Genomic DNA, 17,038 nt, shown 5'->3' on the forward strand with positions numbered 1-17,038 from the left:
CGTCCCCTTCAGCTGGCCAGCGCGGTGCGACGCTCCTCGACGCCTTTCAGGGCCGCCACGAAGGCGTCGCGCCAGGCGGTGACGTCCTCGCGCTGGACGTTGTCGAACAGAGCGCTCCAGCGGCGGATTCGCTCCGGCTTGTCCATGGCGAGCGCCTTTTCGATGGCGTCGGCGATCTCGTCGGGGCTGTTGGGGTTGACCAGCAGCGCCTCCGTCAGCTGCCGGGCCGCCCCGGCGAAGCGCGAGAGGATCAGCACGCCGGGATCGTCGGGGTTCTGCGAGGCCACGAACTCCTTGGCCACCAGGTTCATGCCGTCGCGCAAGGGCGTCACCAGGCCGACGCGGGCGGCGCCATAGAGGCCCGCCAGCTCATCGCGGCGATAGTTCTTGTTCACATAGCGGAACGGCGCCCAGTCCACGTCGGCGAACTCGCCGTTGATGCGGCCGGAGATGGCGTCCAGCCGGCCGCGGATTTCCTGGTAGGCGTCGACGCTCTCGCGGCTGACCGGGGCGATCTGCAGCATCAGCACTTCGCGGCGCATGTCCGGGTTGGCGTCCAGATAGCGCTCGAAGCCGGTGAAGCGCTCTTCGAGGCCCTTGGAATAGTCCAGCCGGTCGACGCCGACGATCAGGTGGCGGAACACCGTGCAGGCGGTCATCAGGTCGCGCATCCGTCGCGCCCGGCTGCTCTTCAGCAGGCGGCCGAAGTCCTTGGCATCGATGCCGATCGGGAAGGCGCCGATGCGCACGGTGCGGCCGAACGCCTTGAAGACGTCGTCGCCCACCTTCTCGCCGCCGGCCTCGGCGAGCACATATTCCTCGAAAGCCTGGCGGTAGTCCTCGGTCTGGAAGCCCACCAGGTCGTAGTCGAACAGCGCCTCCACCAGCTGGCGGCTGCCCGGCAGGGTGACGAACACCTGATAGGCCGGCCACGGCACGTGCAGGAAGAAGCCCATGCGGTTCTTCAGGCCGAGCTTCCTGAGCTCCCGGGCCAAGGGGATCAGGTGGTAGTCGTGGATCCAGATCAGGTCCCCGGGCTCGATCAGCGGCCGCAGCGTCTCGGCGAAGCGGCGGTTGGCGCGCTGGTAGCCTTCGCCGAAGGCGCGGTCGTAGGCCACCAGGTCGGTGCGGTAGTGGAACAGCGGCCACAGGGTCTTGTTGGCGTAGCCGTTGTAGTACTCCTCGACGTCGCTCTCCTCGAGGTCGACCGTGGCGGCGGTGACGCCGTCGATCTTCTGCATGGAGAGCTGGCCGGTGAAGGTCGGCGTCGACTGGCCGGACCAGCCAAACCACAGGCCGGAATATTCCCGCAGCGCCGCGGCCAGCGCCATGGCCAGGCCGCCGACGCTCTCCTCGCCGGCGCCGGACGGCGGGTTGACCCGGTTCGAAACGACGATCAGCCGACTCACAGCGCGGCCTCCAGCCAGGCGAGAGCGGCTTCGACGCCGGCCAGGCGGTACTTGGCGCCGGTGGCCCGCGGCGCGCCGACCAGGATGCCGGCGCCGCCCAGCTCGCGGGCCGCGGTGAAGCCGTCCTCGTCGGTGGTGTCGTCGCCGAGGAACATCGGGCAGGACCCATGGAACGGCGGCTCGGCCATGAACGCCCGCACGCTGTCGGCCTTGGTGGGGCCCGGCGTGCGCAGCTCCTCGACCATGTCGCCGTCCTGCAGGGTCAGGCCGGTCTCGGCGGCGAGCCGGCGCGCGCAGACGCGGGCGGCGTCGGCGTGCTGGCGCGCGAGGCGGAAGTGCAGGGCGATGGAAAGCCCCTTGTCCTCCACCAGCAGGCCGGAATCGCGGGCGGCGAAGGCGCGGAAGGCCTCGGCGGCTTCGCGCAGCTTCGGGTGTTGGGAGGTGGCGTCGACCGCGCCGCGGGAGTCGCGCCGCACCAGGCCATGCACGGCGGCCACGGCGATGACCCGGCCCTCCAGGATACGGTCGACGTCGGCGAGCGTGCGGCCGGTGACCACGGCGAGCCGCCCGCCGGTCACCTCGGCGAGGCGCTCCAGAAGGTCGGTGCGGCGGCGGTCGGGGCGCACGTCCTGCGGCCGCGCGGCGATGGGCGCCAGGGTGCCGTCGAGGTCGAGGAACAGCGCGCACTCGCGAAGCGACAGCGGCTTCGGAGCTGGCAGTTGCGCGGTGAGCTCTTCGATTGACATCAACTCGTCGCCCCCGGATCGAATTGAAACGCGCAGGCGCCCCTCTTCGATCCAGTTTGGCGTAAGGGAAAAGAACGCCAGTGGTCCTCTTGACGTTGCAGGCCAAACCCGCGCTATGCACCGATCCTCCTGGCAGAAGGACTCTAGCCGATGGCTGAGACGCCACGCGCGGACCTGCTCGTCCTGTTCGGCGGCACCGGCGATCTCGCGCGCCGGATGCTGTTGCCGTCGCTGTATTTCCTCGACGTGGACGGCTTCCTGCCCGAGGGCTTCCGGATCGTCGCCAGCGCGCGCGCCGAACTGACCCGCGAGGCCTTCCTCGAGCTGGTGCAGGGCGATCTCAAGGCGCGGCCGGAGGGTCTGGACGAGGCGGCCTGGGCGCGCTTCTCGGGCCGGCTCGACTATGTGGCGGCCGACGCCACCAGCGCCGAGGGCCTCGCCGGCCTCGCGCCGCACATGGCCGGCGCCGCCCGGCCGATGTTCTACCTGGCGATCTCGCCCAGCCTCTATTCGCGGGTCGGCGTGGCGCTGGCCGCCGCCGGCTTCGCCACCGACGACAGCCGCATCGTGCTGGAGAAGCCGATCGGCCGCGATCTCGAGAGCTCGCGGGCCATCAATGTGGCGGTGGGCGCGGTGTTCGACGAGGCGCGGATCTTCCGCATCGACCACTACCTCGGCAAGGAGACGGTGCAGAACCTCATCGCGCTCCGGTTCGCCAACACCCTGTTCGAGCCCTTGTGGAACAACCTGACCATCGACCACGTGCAGATCACCGTGGCCGAGACCGAAGGCGTCGGCGACCGCTGGCCCTATTACGACGAGTACGGCGCGCTTCGCGACATGCTGCAGAACCACATGCTGCAGCTGCTGTGCCTGGTGGCCATGGAGCCGCCGGCCGATATGGAGCCGGACTCGGTGCGCAACGAGAAGGTCAAGGTGCTGCGCAGTCTGCGCGGCTTCACCCGCGCCGACGCCCAGAACGCCTCGGTGCGCGGCCAGTACACCGAGGGCGTGGTCGGCGGCCGCTCGGCGGCGGGCTACGAGAAGGAGCGCGGCCAGCCCTCCGACACCGAGACCTTCGTGGCGCTCCGCGCCGACATCGACAACTGGCGATGGGCGGGCGTGCCGTTCTTCCTGCGAACCGGCAAGCGGCTGCCCGAGCGGCGCACCTCGATCGCCATCCAGTTCAAGCCGGTGCCGCACTCGATCTTCGGCGGATCGGCGCGCGACGACCTGGTGGCGAACCGGCTGGTCATCGACCTGCAGCCGGACGAGGACATCGAGCTGCTCCTGATGAACAAGGCGCCGGGCATCACCGCCGGCGGCCTGCGGCTGCAGTCCCTGCCGCTGTCGCTCTCGCTGATGAAGGCCTACGAGGGCCCCGGCGCGCGGCGGCGCATCGCCTACGAGCGGTTGCTGCTGGACGTGATCGCCGGCAATTCCACCCTGTTCGTGCGCCGCGACGAGGTGGAGGCGGCCTGGCGCTGGGTCGACGGCGTGGCGGCGGCCTGGAAGGACGCCGGCATGGCGCCCAAGCCCTACGCCGCCGGCTCCTGGGGCCCGGCCGGCGCCTTCGCGCTCATCGAGCGGTCCGAGCGGGCCTGGTACGACTGAACCGAGCGACAGCCAGCAAAGGTGGGAACCGCCTTTGCGTCCGGCTGCGCGTAGAGAAGGTCAGCCCGTCCGATCGCCCGCGGCCAACGGCGTCGGTTCACCGAACCTCACCGGGTCGTCGTCGAGCGCCATGCGCACGATGGCGATCTCGCGGGAGTCTTCGATGGTGGTGACGATCTGGTAGAAGGCCGCCTTCTCGTCGACCTCGCGGCCGGGCTGCAGGTGGTCGGCGATGATCTCCTCGATCTTCTCGATCAGCCGGTTCGCGGCCGCGGCGGCCGCGCGCATGTCATGCTCTGCCATGGCAAGGAAAGCGGCCAGCGGCCCCCGCGGTTCCGCTAGCGCACGCTCGACCAGGGCCGCGACAGCAGGGTGGCGCAGTTGATCAGGCCGACCAGGGAGTAGGTCTGGGGATAGTTGCCCCACAGCTCCTTGCCGTCGAAGGTGATGTCCTCGGAGAGCAGGCCAGCCTTGGTGCGGCGCGCCAACATCTGCTCGAACAGGCCGCGGGCCTCCTGGGTGCGGCCGGAGAGGTGCAGGGCCTCGATCAGCCAGAAGGTGCAGAAGTTGAACGCCGTCTTCGGCGCGCCGAAGTCATCGGGGATGGCGTAGCGCAGCATGAACGGCCCGCGGCGCAGGCCCTTTTCCACCGCCACCATGGTGGCGCGCATGCGCGGATCGTCCGGCGTGGTGAAGCGCACATCGATGAGCTGCAGCAAGGACGCGTCCAGCTCGTCGCCCTCGAAGGTCGCGGCATAGCGGCCGAGCTCTTCGTTCCAGGCGCGGGTCTCGATGGTCTGGCGGATGAGGCGGGCCTTGTCGGCCCAGTAGTGGGCGCGGTCGGGCAGCCCGACCCGCGCGCCGGCGTTGGCGAGCCGGTCGCAGGCCGCCCAGCACATGACCGACGAATAGGTGTGCACCGCCTCGCGGCCGCGGAACTCCCAGAGGCTGGCGTCGGGCTTGTCGTGCATGGCGAAGGCCCGCTCGGCGATCGGCTCCAGCGCGCGGAAGTCATCCTCGGTGGCCGGCCGGAACAGCCGCTCGTCGAAGAAGGCCTGCACCGTCGAAAGCACGATCTGGCCGTAGACGTCGTGCTGGTGGTGCTCGTGCGCCTGGTTGCCGATCCGCACCGGCCCCATGCCGCGATAGCCCGACAGGTGCGGGGCGATCCATTCGGTCAGCACCGGCTCCAGCCCGACCCCATAGACCGGCTGGACGTGGCCGGCCTTGCTGGCGTCGACGATCATCGCGGAGCCGAGCCCCTTGGCGCTCGCCGCGCCGGCCGGGCCATAGACCGGCTCCATCTCGCCGTGGCGCGCCTGGTCGACGAGATTACGCAGGTAGCCGAGGTAGTTCTCCAGCAGGTCGGCTGCGCCCAGCCGGTTCAGCGCCTGGACCACATAGTAGGCGTCGCGCAGCCAGCAGTAGCGGTAGTCCCAGTTGCGCCCGGGCTCACCCGGTTCGACCGGATGCTCGGGGACCGAGGTGGTGAGCGCCGCCACGATGGCGCCGGTCTCCTCATAGGCGCAGAGCTTCAGGGTGATCGCCGCGCGGATCACCTCCTCCTGCCACTCCAGCGGCACCGACAGGGTGCGCACCCAGCTGCGCCAGTAGAAGGTCGTCTCGCGCAGCATCCGCTCGGTGACAATGGCGATGTCGGAATCGAAGCCTTCGTCGGGGCCGAGGAACATGGCGATCGGCTCTTCCAGCCGGAACACCCGCTCCTCGAGGATATGGCTCACCGAGGCGTCGGTGGTGAGCCGCATGGTCACCTCGCCGCCCACATAACGGATGTGGTTGGAGCCGGCGGTGGTCGCGCAGGACCGCTCGCCGTAGTTGAACATCGGCCGCATGCGGATGCGGATGCGCGGCGCGCCCGAGAGCGGCTTGACCAGGCGGATGAAGGCCAGCGGCCGGTAGACCCGCCCGAACTGCCGGTAGCGCGGGCAGAAGTCGATGATCTCGAAGGCCCCGCCGTGCGCGTCGACGACCTCGGTGGAGAGGATCGGGGTGTTGCGCAGGTAGGACTGGCGGATCGAGACGGCGTCCTCGGCCTCCACGGCCCAGACGCCCTGGGCCGCCTCGCTGGCCGGGTCACGGCCGCAGAGCAGGCCGGAGAAGAACGGGTCGCCGTCCACCCGGGGCGTGCAGGCCCAGACGAAGCGCCCACCCTCGTCGATGAGGGCGCTCGCGGCGCAGTTTCCGATCGGAAACAGCTCGAGGGTCTGGCTCAAGAGGTGCGCCTCAAGACTCGCATCCTGCCATTCGCAAGTCGCCCATTTCCGAAGCCCCCGCCTTCCGCTCCCCAGCTTTCGCTCGACTGGGGCTTAACGCCCATGGATAAAGCTTGGGTCCGGGAAGCTTCGCGGGTCGCTCCTGCGTTGCCCGTCAGCCCGCCATCCCTTACCCAGACTTTTCCAAAAACGGAAACGCCGGATGATCCGAGCCCGCAGAGCCCGAATCGTCGCGACCCTAGGTCCGGCGAGCAGAGACCCCGCCCGCGTGCGCGAGCTGGCGCAGGCCGGCGCCGATGTGTTCCGCGTCAACTTCAGCCACGGCAGCCAGGCCGACCACGCCCGCACCATCGCCGCGGTGCGCCGGGCCGAGGCCGCCGTCGACCGGCCGCTGGCGGTGCTCGCCGACCTGCAGGGGCCGAAGATCCGGCTGGGCGAGTTCGCCGACGGGGTGGTCCGCCTCAAGGCCGGCCAGGACCTGCGCCTCGACATGAAGCGCACGCCCGGCGACGCCAGCCGCATCGGCGTGCCGCATCCCGAGGTGTTCGCGGCGCTGCGCACCGGCGCCTTCGTGCTGCTGGACGACGGCAAGGTGAAGTTGCGGGTGGTGGGCCATGGTCCGGACTACGCCGACACCGTGGTCGAGGCGGGCGACCAGCTCTCCGACCACAAGGGGGTCAATCTCCCGAACCTCTCGATCCCGATCCCGGCCCTGACCGAGAAGGACCGCCAGGACCTGGCCTTCGCCCTGCAGGAAGGCGTCGACTGGGTGGCGCTGTCGTTCGTGCAGCGGGCCTCCGACATGGCCGAGCTGCGCAAGCTGGTGCAAGGCCGCGCCGGCGTGCTGGCGAAGATCGAGAAGCCCGCCGCCCTCGAAAGCCTGGATGAGATCCTCGACCTCTGCGAGGCGATCATGGTGGCCCGCGGCGACCTGGGCGTGGAGCTGGCGCCCGAGGAGGTGCCGGTCTTCCAGAAGAAGCTGGTGCGCGCCGCGCGCCTGCGCGGCCTGCCGGTGATCGTCGCCACCCAGATGCTGGAGAGCATGACCCACTCGCCCACCCCCACCCGGGCCGAGGCCTCCGACGTGGCCGGGGCGGTCTACGAAGGCGCCGACGCCCTGATGCTGTCGGCGGAGACGGCGGCCGGCGACTATCCGGTCGAAGCGGTCGCGATGATGGACCGGATCATCACCCGCGTGGAGCAGGACCCCCGCTGGCCGGAGCTGATGCGCGCCGAATATCCGGTGGAGGATGCCGACGCCGACGCGCTGGTGGCCGCCGCGCGCAAGGCCTCGGAGAGTGCGTCCACCGCCTGCATCGCGGCCTTCACCACCACCGGCCAGACGGCGCTCCGACTGGCCCGCGAACGTCCGCTGCAGCCGACCCTTGGGCTGACGCCGAACCTCTCGACGGCGCGGCGTCTGGCCTTGGCCTGGGGCGTGGAGCCGCGGGTGATCCCGGAGATCTTCGATCCCGAGGACCTGGCCCGCATCGCCGTCGAGCAGGCGGTGCTGACCGGCCTCGCCCCGCCCGGCGCCCGGGTGCTGATCCTGGCCGGCCTGCCGCTGGGCTCGCCCGGCGCGGCCAACATCCTGCGCCTGGCCCACACGCCGCGGCGCTAGCTGACCTTCAGCTTCTTCTCCGCCTTGCTGCGGACCGTGACGCGGTCGCCCTCGCGCTCGAAGCGCAGGTCGAGGGTCTCCTTGCCCAGGCCGAGCCTCAGCAGGCTGAAGTGGTCGATGCCGATGGGCAGGCGCGGATCCTTGACCTCGACCACGCCCTTCTCGCCATCCACCGTCAGGCCCAGGCAGGCCTGCAGCATCATGAACACCGAGCCCGCGGCCCAGGCCTGCGGCAGGCAGGCCACCGGATAGGGGACCGGGGCGTCGCCCGGCTCGCGCGGGAAGCCGCAGAACAGCTCCGGCAGGCGCATCTCGAACTGGGCGGCGCTCTCGAACATGGCGGTGGTGATGTGCACCACGCCGCGGCGCTCGCCGTAGCGGGCCATGCCCATGGCGCAGATGGCGGTGTCGTGCGGCCAGATGGAGCCGTTGTGGTAGCTCATCGGATTGTAGCGCGCCTCGCCGACGGCGAGCGTCCGCAAGCCCCAGCCGGACGAGAAGTCGGCGCCGAGCAGGGTCTCGATCACCCTGGCCGCCCGTTCGGGCGACGGCAGCCCGGAAAACAGCAGGTGCCCCATGTTGGAGGCCCGCACCTGGGTCAGCCGGCCCTCGCCGTCGATGGCCAGGCCATAGGCGCCGGCCTCCTCCATCCAGAACATCTCCTCGACCTTGGCGCGCAGGGTCTCGGCGCGGGCGGACCAGCCGTCCGAGGCCTCCCCGTCGCCGCGCAGCCGGGCCAGCTTGGCCATGGTCCGGAAGGCCGCGAAGGCGTAGCCCTGCACCTCGACGAGGGCGATGGGCGGCGGCGGGAACAGGCCGTCGGCGTGGAAGATGGAGTCGCCCGAATCCTTCCAGCCCTGGTTGGTCAGGCCCTTCTCGGAGGTCTTCGAATAGGCCAGCAGGCCATAGGGGTTGTCGTCGATCCGCCGCTCGACCCAGGCGATGGCGCGCTCCAGCTGCGGCCACAGCTGGTCGACCAGTTCGCGGCTGCCGGTCCGCGCTACATAGGCGCCGGCCAGGCCTACGAACAGCGGCGTGGTGTCGACCCCGCCGTAGTAGCGCCCGAAGGGCACCTCGCCGAGCGCCGCCATCTCGCCGCGCCGGGTCTCGTGCATGATCTTGCCGGGCTCGCTGTCGCGGAAGGCGGAGACCTGCTCGGCCTGCTGCATGGCCAGATAGGTCAGCACCCCCTTGGCCAGGCTCGGGTCGAACCACAGGATCTGCCAGGCGGTGATGATCGCGTCGCGCCCGAAGGCGGTCGAGAACCAGGGGATGCCGGCGTAGGGATAGGGGCCGGTGGAGAGCGGCGTGGTCAGCAGGGCGAGGTCCGCGCGGGACTTCTCGATCCAGCCGTTGAACAGCCGCCCGGTGGTGCGCAGCCGGCCCCCGCGGCGGCGCTTGGCGCGCATGGCGAAGCGGGCGCGGGCGGCGGCGGCGCGGAACCGCTCGCGGCTGGGCGTCGGACCGCCATGCGCCCCGATCTCGACGTAGAGGTCGACGCAGCCGTGGGCCTGCAGGGCGTAGAGGAACTCCGCGTGGCCCTCCGTGAGCCGGCTCGGCGGATCGGAGAAGATCACCGTCGAGCAGCGCTCCACCTTGTCGAGGCCGTCGTAGCGGAAGCGCACGGCCCGCTCGCCGACCTCCACCGGATGGCGGACGCCGCGCTGGGCGCGCTGGGCGCCGCGCACCTCGAACATGTCGCGGAAATCGGCGTCGAACTCGAAGGCCAGCGGTAGGATCACCACCGCCCGAGAATAGTTGCGGATGCTGACCCGCTCGTAGAGCCGCTCGTCCCACAGGAAGCGCTTGCGCTCGACGTGCAGCACGCCGGGCGGCCCCACCGGCCCGCCGGGGCTGACCAGGGCCCCGTTCACCAGGTTGGAGGTGAAGAAGACATTGTCCTGGCTGACCGCGCCGGACAGCAGCGTCGGCGACTGGGCGCCCAGCCTCAGGCGCCACCGCGACAGGATGCGGGTGTCGTCGTGGAACAGGCCGTCGGCGAAGCCCAGCACGTCGCCCATGGAATCGGCGACCAGGAAGGTGTCGCGGTCCTTGAGGGCGTAGAGGCGCGCGGGGACCCGCGGTTCCTCCATCTGCCCCCATTCGACCGGCGCGTCCTGCCCCGGCGCGAGGTCGAGATCATCCATGCCCGCCTCAGGCCCAGGCGGCGTGCGCATCGGCCCCGACCGGGCGCCGCAGCCGCGCATAGAGGTCGAGATAGCGCCGCGCCATGGCGTGACCGGAGAAGCGTTCCTCGAAGCGCCGGCGGATCGCCGCCCGGTCGAGCCTATGGACCCGGGCGGCGGCGGCCACCGCCTCATCCTCATCGCGGACGATGAAGCCGGTCAGCCCGTCCTCGACCACCTCGCGCACCGAGCCGCAGTCGTAGGCGATCACCGGCGTGCCACAGGCCATGGCCTCGATCATCACCAGGCCGAAGGGCTCGGGCCAGTCGATGGGGAAGAGCAAGGCGTCCGCCCCGCCGAGGAACTCCGACTTCCTGTCGTCGCCGATCTCGCCGATGAACTCGACCAGCGGATTGTGCATCAGGGGCTCGATCTTCTCGTCGAAATAGACCCGGTCGGCGGCGTCCACCTTGGCCGCGATCCGCAGGGTCCGCCCGAGCCGGGTGGCGATGGCTATGGCCCGGTCCGGCCGCTTCTCCGGCGAGATGCGGCCGAGGAAGGCGAGATAGCCGCGGCTGCGCGGCGCGAAGCGATAGAGCCCCTCATCCAGACCGTGGTGGACGGTCGCCGCCCAGTTGGCGAAGGGCAGGGGCTTGCGCTGATCGTTGCTGATCGAGACCAGCGGGAATTGCGGCCAGCGGCGGTAGACCTCGGGCAGGTCCTTCATGTCGAGCCGGCCGTGCAGGGTGGTGACGGTGCGGTGCGCGATCTCCTCGAAGAACGGGAAGTGGATCATGTCGGTGTGGAAGTGCAGCACGTCGAATTCATGAGCGCGTCTGCGAACTTCCGAGAGCTGGCTCATGTGCGCCGCGAGGTCGGATTTCAGCGGCGACGGGTCGAGCCGGATCGCCTGGTCGCGCACCGGCGCCAGCCGCGCCTTGGTCCGCGCCTCGGCGCTGGCGAACAGGGTGACCTCATGGCCGAGCTCGACCAGGGCGTCGCACAGATGGGCGACCACGCGCTCGGTGCCGCCGTAGAGCTTCGGCGGCACGGCTTCGTACAGAGGGGAGACCTGCGCGATCCTCATGTGACGCGAATCCAGAGAAAGCACCGGACACCGCGACAGCGGCGCCAGTTGAGTGGATTCCGACTTGGACGCCGGGCAAACCTGCGCGTCCTCGTGGCTAGGGTCAAGCTGAGCGGCGGATTTCACCCGTATGTCTTGCGCGCCGGTTCCGGGTCGCCTCTTTGGCGGGCGCTGGAGATCGCGGAGCAGGCATGATCGAGACCTTTGCGAACGGCGGAGCGCTGGCCGAGGCGGCCGCCGCGGCCGTCGGCGCGCAGCTGCGCGAGGGGACGCGCACCCGCCCGCGGGCCAGCCTCTGCGCCACCGGCGGCCGCGCGCCGGGCCCGGTCTATGACCTGTTGAAGGCTGCGGACCTCGACTGGTCCCGCGTGGTGGTGACCCTGTCGGACGAGCGCTGCGTGGACGAGGCCGATCCGCGGTCCAACGCCCGCCTGGTGCGAGAGCGGCTGCTCTGCGGACCGGCGGCGAAGGCGCACCTGGTCCCGCTGTGGCCGAAGCCCGAAACCGCCGTCCTCACGGCGCTCCTGCCGTTCGATGCGATGATGCTCGGCATGGGCGAGGACGGCCATGTCGCCTCGCTGATCCCGGGCGACCCCGGACTGGCGGGGAGCCTCGATCCCGACGGCCGGGCGCTGCTCGCCGAGGTTCCGGCCGGACTTGGGACGCCGCCCGTGGCGCGGATCACCCTGACCCTGAAAGCGCTTCTATCGGCGCGCGCCATCTTCCTCTTGATCGCCGGCGGGGCTAAGCGCTCGGTGATCGACCGCGCGCTGGGCGGGGAGGACCTGCCCGTGCGGGCGCTCCTGGCCCAGCAAGACGTTCCGGTGAGGATCTTCTGGTCGCCGAGTTGAAGAGGTGAAGACCATGCATCGCGTCACGGCGGAGGTCACCGAGCGGATCGCGGCGCGCAGCCGCGACAGCCGCGCCGACTATCTGGAGCGGATGGAGGCCGCGCGTCAGGCCGGCCCCGGCCGGGGCAAGCTGTCCTGCGCCAATTTCGCCCATGCCTTCGCCGCCTCCCCCGACGGCGACAAGACCCGGATGCGCGATCCCTCCGCGCCCAATGTGGCCATCGTCTCGGCCTACAACGACATGCTCTCAGCCCACCAGCCGCTGGAGCGCTTCCCGCCGATCATCAAGGCCGCGGCCCGCGAGGTCGGGGCGACTGCCCAGTACGCCGGCGGGGTGCCGGCCATGTGCGATGGCGTGACCCAGGGCCGGCCGGGCATGGAGCTTTCCCTGTTCTCCCGCGACGTGATCGCCATGGCGACGGCGGTTGCGCTGACCCACGACGCCTTCGACGCGGCCCTGATGCTGGGCATCTGCGACAAGATCGTGCCCGGCCTGTTTATCGGGGCGGCGAGCTTCGGCCACCTGCCGGTGATCTTCGTGCCCGGCGGGCCGATGACTTCGGGGATCTCGAACCCCGAGAAGGCCCGGGTGCGCGCCCTCTACGCGGAGGGCAAGGCGACGCGCGAGGAGTTGCTGGATTCGGAGATGAAATCCTACCACGGGCCCGGCACCTGCACCTTTTACGGCACCGCCAACTCAAATCAGATGATGATGGAGATGACCGGGCTCCATCTGCCCGGCTCGGCCTTCGTGCACCCGAACACCCCCCTGCGCGAGGCCCTGGTGGCCGCGGCGCCGAAACGCGCGGTTGAGATCCGCAATGGAACCAACGCCTACACGCCGTTCTCTGCGGTGGTGGATGAGAAGTCGATCGTCAACGCCCTGGCGGGACTACTGGCCACGGGGGGCTCGACCAACCACACCCTGCACCTGATCGCCATGGCGCGCGCCGCCGGCATCCGGATCACCTGGGAAGACTTCGACGATCTCAGCCGCATCACGCCCCTGATCGCGCGGGTCTATCCGAACGGCGCGGAGGACGTGAACGCCTTCCAGGCGGCGGGCGGCATGGCCTTCGTCACCCGCCAGCTGCTGGACGCCGGCCTGGCGCACGACGACGTGCAGACCGTCGCCGGACCGGGGCTGCGCCGGTTCCAGCAGGAGCCGTTCCTGGCCGACGGCAGGCTGGTCTGGCGCGAGGGGACCGCGGTGTCGCTGAACACGGACATCCTGCGCACCGTCGACGATCCGTTCCAGAGCGAGGGCGGCTTGAGGTTACTGAACGGGCCACTCGGCCGCGCGGTGATCAAGACCTCGGCCGTGAAGGCCGAGCACCTGGTCGTCGAGGCGCCGGCCCTGGTGTTCGACGACCAGGACGCGCTGCTGGCGGCGCACAAGCGCGGCGAGCTGAACCGCGACTTCGTGGCCGTGGTGCGCTTCCAGGGGCCGAAGGCCAACGGCATGCCGGAACTGCACTCCCTGACGCCCACCCTCGGCGTGCTGCTCGACAAGGGGTTCAAGGTGGCGCTGGTCACCGACGGGCGGATGTCGGGCGCTTCGGGCAAGGTCCCCGCGGCCATCCACGTGACGCCGGAGGCCCATGAGGGCGGGCCGCTGGCCTATGTCCGCGACGGCGACATCATCCGCCTCGACGCCCACGCCGGGACCCTGGAGATCAAGGTGGCGAAAAACGAGTTGATGGGCCGGACGCCCGCGCGGGCGAGCGAGGCCTCCTCCACCGGCTATGGCCGAGAGCTGTTCGGCTGGATGCGCAAGGCCGCCGGTCGCGCCGACGACGGCGCCTGCGCCCTGTTCGAGGCCGCCTGAGCATGAAGCCGCAGTACATCGGACTGGTGGGCGACGTCGGCGGCACCAATGCCCGCTTCGCCCTGGTGGACGCCGAGGGCCGCGTTCGCCACCTGCACATCTATCCGGCCCGCGACTACGGCTCGCTCGCCGACATCATCGCCGATTTCCTGACGCGCAGCATGGGTCCCCGCCGCCCGCCGCGCGCGGTGATCGCCGTCGCGGGCCCCGTCCTCGATGGCGAGATCACCTTCACCAACCTGGAATGGACGGTCTCCGAGGGCGACCTCCTGGCGCATTTTGAGTTCGAGGCGGTGAAGCTGCTCAACGACTTCGCCGCCCAGGCCCTGGCCTGTCCGAGGCTCGAGCGGGAGAACCTGCGGGTCATCGGGCCGCCCCTTCGCGGCGGCGGGCCGGACTGCCCGCTGGTGGTGCTGGGCGCCGGCACCGGCTTCGGGGTCGCGGGACTGGCGCGCGGGCCCTTGGGCGACCTCGCCATCTCCACCGAGGGCGGTCATGCCGGCTTTGCGCCCACCGACGAGGTGGAGGTCGAGGTCTGGCGGCGGTTGCACGCCAAGCACGGCCGGGTGTCCATCGAGCGGCTGCTGTCCGGCGCGGGCCTGTTCGATCTCTACGGCATCCTCAGCGAGCTGGGACAGACGGCCGGGACCTGCGGCGACGAGAAAGCGGTGGTCGAGGCCGCCGCGGCGGGCGACGAGCTGGCGGGCGCCGCGCTCGACCGGTTCTGCGCCATCCTCGGGAGCGTGGCCGGCGACCTGGCCTTGAGCTTCGGCGCGCGGGGCGGGGTGTTCGTCTCCGGCGGCATCGCGCCACGCATGGCCGATCGGCTGGCGAGCGGCGCCTTCCGGCAGCGCTTCGAGGACAAGGGCCGGCTCAGCGAGTTCGTGAAGGACATTCCGACCGCGCTGGTGCTGCACCCCTATCCCGCCCTGCTCGGCGCGGCGCGCGAGCTGGAGCAGATGGAGCGGCTATGACGCTCGATCAGATTCTCGCCCGCGCACCGGTCATTCCGGTGCTGGTCATCGAGCACGTGGCCCACGCCGTGCCGCTGGGCCGGGCCCTGGTGGCGGGGGGCTTGAGCGTCTTGGAGGTGACCTTCCGCACCCAGGCCGCCGCCGCCTGCATCGAGGCCATGGTCGCCGAGGTCGAAGGGGCGATCGTCGGCGCGGGCACGGTGCTGGACGCCCCCATGCGCCAGGCCGCCGCCGACCTGGGCTGCCAGTTCGCGGTCTCCCCGGGCCTGATCCCGGGCGAGGGGCCCGACGGGCCGACGCCCCTGTTGCCGGGGATCGCCACCGCCACCGAGCTGATGGCGGGTCTCGCCGCCGGCTTCGAGCTCTTCAAGCTGTTCCCGGCCAATGTGGCGGGCGGCGCCGGCGCTTTGAGGGCCTTCCAGAGCCCCTTCGCCAAGGCCCGCTTCTGCCCCACGGGCGGGGTCAGCGCGGCCAACGCGGCCGAGTATCTGGCGCTCCCCAACGTGGTCTGCGTCGGCGGCAGCTGGGTCGCCCCGCCCGAGGCCGTGCGCGCCGGCGACTGGGACCGGATCACGGCGCTCGCCAGGGAAGCCGCGGGGCTGCGGGGCTAACGCCCGGTGAAATTCCCCACCCGCCGTTCGCTCACCGAGCGGACACCTTCCTTGTAGTCCTCGGTGTCGCGCAGCCAGCCCTGCTCGACGGCTTCCTTGTCGGTCTGGGCGCGGACCGCCGCGGCGACCTCGCCGCGCAGGGTCTTGCGGGTCGAGACGATGGCGAGCGGCGCGTTCTCGGCGATTTCCTCTGCGAGCCGTAGGGCCGCAGCGCGCAGCTCCTCCAGCGGGACGACCTCGTCCACCAGGCCCCACGGCAGGCCCTCCTCGGCCTTCACCCGGCGGCCCGTCAGGCACATCAGCTCGGCCTTGGTCGGCCCGATCAGCCGGGGCAGGGTGTAGGTCAGGCCAAAGCCCGGATGGAAGCCCAGCTTCACGAAGTTGGCGGCGAATCTGGCGTCCGGCGAAGCGATGCGGAAGTCGGCCATCACCGCCAGCCCCAGGCCAGCGCCCACCGCCGCGCCCTGCACGGCCGCGACGATCGGCTTCTTGGCTGAGAACAGCCGGACCGCTTCGTCGTAGAGCGGATTGACCGCCCCCAGGCCGCCCTGGTCCTCGCGCCTGACGAGGTCGGCGCCGGCGCAGAAGTTCTTTCCCTCCGCCTGCAGCACCGAACAGCGCAGCTCGATCTCGCCGTCGATGGCCTCGAAGGCGTCGGCCAGGTCGCGCATGAAGTCCACGGTGACGTGGTTGTGCGGCGCCCGGTCGATAGTCACCACGGCCACGTGGCCCGCCACCGTCACGCCCACATGATCGCCGAAGTTCGATTTCATTTCCGCGTCCCCAAAAGATTCCTCGCCACCACCCACTTATGGACCTCGGTGGGCCCATCATAGATGCGCATGGTGCGGAGCTTGGCCTGCATCAGCGAGAGCGGCAGCTCCTTGGTCATGCCCATGGCGCCGAACGCCTGCATGGCCCGGTCGACCGTCTCATAGGCCATTTCGGTGGCGTACCATTTGATCATCGAGATCTCGTTGCGCACGTCCAGGCCCCGGTCGAGCTTCCAGGCGCAGTGGTAGGTCATCAGCCGCGTGGCGTGGATCTTGGTGGCGGCCTCGGCGACCCAGAACTGGATCGCCTGGCGCTCCGAGAGCGGGACCCCGAAGGTCTTCCGCTGCGGGGCGTATTCGATGACCATGTCCAGCGCCCGCTGGGCCATGCCCACCGACCAGGCGGCCATCTGGATGCGCCGCGTGCCCAGCCGCGTCTGCATCGGCGCAAAGCCCGCGCCTTCCTGGCCCAGCAACTTCCAGCCCTCGACTCGGCAGTCCTCCAGCGCGATCTCATAGGTATAGGCCCCGCCGATCATCGGGATGCGGCGCAGCACGTTGAACCCCGGCGTGCCCTTGTCGACCAGGAAGGCCGAGATGCCGCCGCGCGCCCGCTTCTCCTGGTCGGTCACCGCCATCAGGATGGTGAAGTCGGCGTGGTCGGCCCGCGAAATCCAGATCTTCCGGCCGTTGATCACCCAGTCGTCGCCGTCCCGGACGGCCCGCGTGGTCATGCCGGCGGGATCGGAGCCGGCGCCCGGCTCGGAGATGCCGATGGCCGAGACCGTCTTCCCGGCCACATAGGGCGCGAGATAGGCCTCCCGCTGCCGGTCGTCGACGGTCTGCATCAGCATCCGCAGGTTCGGGCTGTCCGGCGGCAGGGTGTAGGGCGTCACGCAGCGGCCGATCTCCTCCTCGACGCCGACCATGGCCAGCATCGGCAGGTCCGAGCCGCCGACGTCCTCCGGGGCGTCCAGGCCGAACAGGCCGAGCTCGCCGGCCACCTTGTCAAGGCGGGCGTGGTCGTCCGGGCCGAGCCCCAGGCCCTTGCCCTCGGCCTCGCGGGCCAGGACGCCAGCCTCCAGCGGCATCAGCTCGTCCTTCACGAACCGGGCGACCAGGTCCTTGAGCATGCGGTGCTCGTCGCTGAGCTCGAAGTCCATA

Annotated in this window: 14 protein-coding genes; 6 read left to right on the forward strand and 8 right to left on the reverse strand. The window is 70.6% G+C overall.

The window, feature by feature from the left end; translation table 11 throughout:
- Positions 1-8 precede the first annotated feature (8 nt).
- Together VGT80_RS00590 and otsB are read right to left on the reverse strand one after the other, a co-directional pair.
- Positions 9-1,409 (reverse strand): alpha,alpha-trehalose-phosphate synthase (UDP-forming), encoded by a 1,401-nt coding sequence (locus VGT80_RS00590; protein ID WP_327451960.1) that lies wholly within the window; start codon positions 1,407-1,409, stop codon positions 9-11.
- On the reverse strand, positions 1,406-2,155 hold the full coding sequence (otsB, locus tag VGT80_RS00595; protein WP_327451962.1) for a trehalose-phosphatase: 750 nt from the start codon (positions 2,153-2,155) through the stop codon (positions 1,406-1,408). Before otsB ends, VGT80_RS00590 begins: the two co-directional genes overlap by 4 nt.
- A 150-nt stretch (positions 2,156-2,305) precedes the next feature.
- On the opposite strand from otsB, the gene zwf reads away from it, so the two are divergent.
- Complete coding sequence (gene zwf / locus VGT80_RS00600) at positions 2,306-3,769, forward strand: glucose-6-phosphate dehydrogenase (RefSeq protein WP_327451964.1); 1,464 nt, start codon at positions 2,306-2,308, stop codon at positions 3,767-3,769.
- Positions 3,770-3,829: 60 nt separating this feature from the next.
- Here the strand turns inward: zwf and VGT80_RS00605 are convergent, their stop codons facing one another.
- Both VGT80_RS00605 and VGT80_RS00610 read right to left on the reverse strand, forming a co-directional pair.
- Positions 3,830-4,057 carry a hypothetical protein gene (locus tag VGT80_RS00605; protein ID WP_327451966.1) on the reverse strand — a complete coding sequence of 76 codons (228 nt, stop codon included), beginning with the start codon at positions 4,055-4,057 and terminating at the stop codon, positions 3,830-3,832.
- A gap of 50 nt (positions 4,058-4,107) precedes the next feature.
- Complete coding sequence (locus tag VGT80_RS00610; protein WP_327451968.1) at positions 4,108-6,003, reverse strand: glycoside hydrolase family 15 protein; 1,896 nt, start codon at positions 6,001-6,003, stop codon at positions 4,108-4,110.
- Between the two features lie 202 nt (positions 6,004-6,205).
- Here VGT80_RS00610 and pyk point away from each other — a divergent pair, with 202 nt between their 5' ends.
- The gene (gene pyk / locus VGT80_RS00615) at positions 6,206-7,624 is read left to right on the forward strand and encodes a pyruvate kinase (protein WP_327451970.1); all 1,419 of its coding nucleotides are present in this window, start codon (positions 6,206-6,208) and stop codon (positions 7,622-7,624) included.
- On the opposite strand, the gene VGT80_RS00620 is transcribed toward pyk, so the two are convergent.
- Both VGT80_RS00620 and VGT80_RS00625 read right to left on the reverse strand, forming a co-directional pair.
- Entirely contained in the window at positions 7,621-9,771 is a 2,151-nt protein-coding gene (locus VGT80_RS00620; RefSeq protein WP_327451972.1) for an amylo-alpha-1,6-glucosidase, read from the reverse strand. The two genes, pyk and VGT80_RS00620, sit on opposite strands and share 4 nt — an antisense overlap.
- Positions 9,772-9,778: 7 nt before the next feature.
- Complete coding sequence (locus VGT80_RS00625; protein ID WP_327451974.1) at positions 9,779-10,837, reverse strand: glycosyltransferase family 4 protein; 1,059 nt, start codon at positions 10,835-10,837, stop codon at positions 9,779-9,781.
- A 191-nt stretch (positions 10,838-11,028) separates the two neighbouring features.
- Between VGT80_RS00625 and pgl the strand changes: the two genes are divergently transcribed.
- From pgl to eda, 4 genes are read left to right on the forward strand one after another with little or no spacing between them, the layout of a single operon-like run.
- Positions 11,029-11,688, forward strand: a complete 660-nt coding sequence (gene pgl / locus VGT80_RS00630; protein ID WP_327451976.1) for a 6-phosphogluconolactonase — start codon at positions 11,029-11,031, stop codon at positions 11,686-11,688.
- Positions 11,689-11,701: 13 nt separating this feature from the next.
- Complete coding sequence (edd, locus tag VGT80_RS00635; protein WP_327451977.1) at positions 11,702-13,516, forward strand: phosphogluconate dehydratase; 1,815 nt, start codon at positions 11,702-11,704, stop codon at positions 13,514-13,516.
- A 2-nt stretch (positions 13,517-13,518) separates the two neighbouring features.
- Positions 13,519-14,490, forward strand: a complete 972-nt coding sequence (gene glk / locus VGT80_RS00640) for a glucokinase (protein ID WP_327451979.1) — start codon at positions 13,519-13,521, stop codon at positions 14,488-14,490.
- Complete coding sequence (eda, locus tag VGT80_RS00645; protein ID WP_327451981.1) at positions 14,487-15,101, forward strand: bifunctional 4-hydroxy-2-oxoglutarate aldolase/2-dehydro-3-deoxy-phosphogluconate aldolase; 615 nt, start codon at positions 14,487-14,489, stop codon at positions 15,099-15,101. Before glk ends, eda begins: the two co-directional genes overlap by 4 nt.
- Here the strand turns inward: eda and VGT80_RS00650 are convergent.
- Both VGT80_RS00650 and VGT80_RS00655 read right to left on the reverse strand, forming a co-directional pair.
- Positions 15,098-15,874 (reverse strand): enoyl-CoA hydratase/isomerase family protein, encoded by a 777-nt coding sequence (locus VGT80_RS00650; protein ID WP_327451983.1) that lies wholly within the window; start codon positions 15,872-15,874, stop codon positions 15,098-15,100. The genes eda and VGT80_RS00650 overlap by 4 nt on opposite strands.
- Positions 15,871-17,037, reverse strand: coding sequence for an acyl-CoA dehydrogenase family protein (locus VGT80_RS00655; protein WP_327451985.1), 1,167 nt, complete (start codon positions 17,035-17,037; stop codon positions 15,871-15,873). Before VGT80_RS00655 ends, VGT80_RS00650 begins: the two co-directional genes overlap by 4 nt.
- Position 17,038: the final 1 nt, after the last annotated feature.

Origin of the sequence: Phenylobacterium sp. (genome assembly GCF_035944335.1) — a bacterium.
GTDB lineage: Bacteria > Pseudomonadota > Alphaproteobacteria > Caulobacterales > Caulobacteraceae > Phenylobacterium.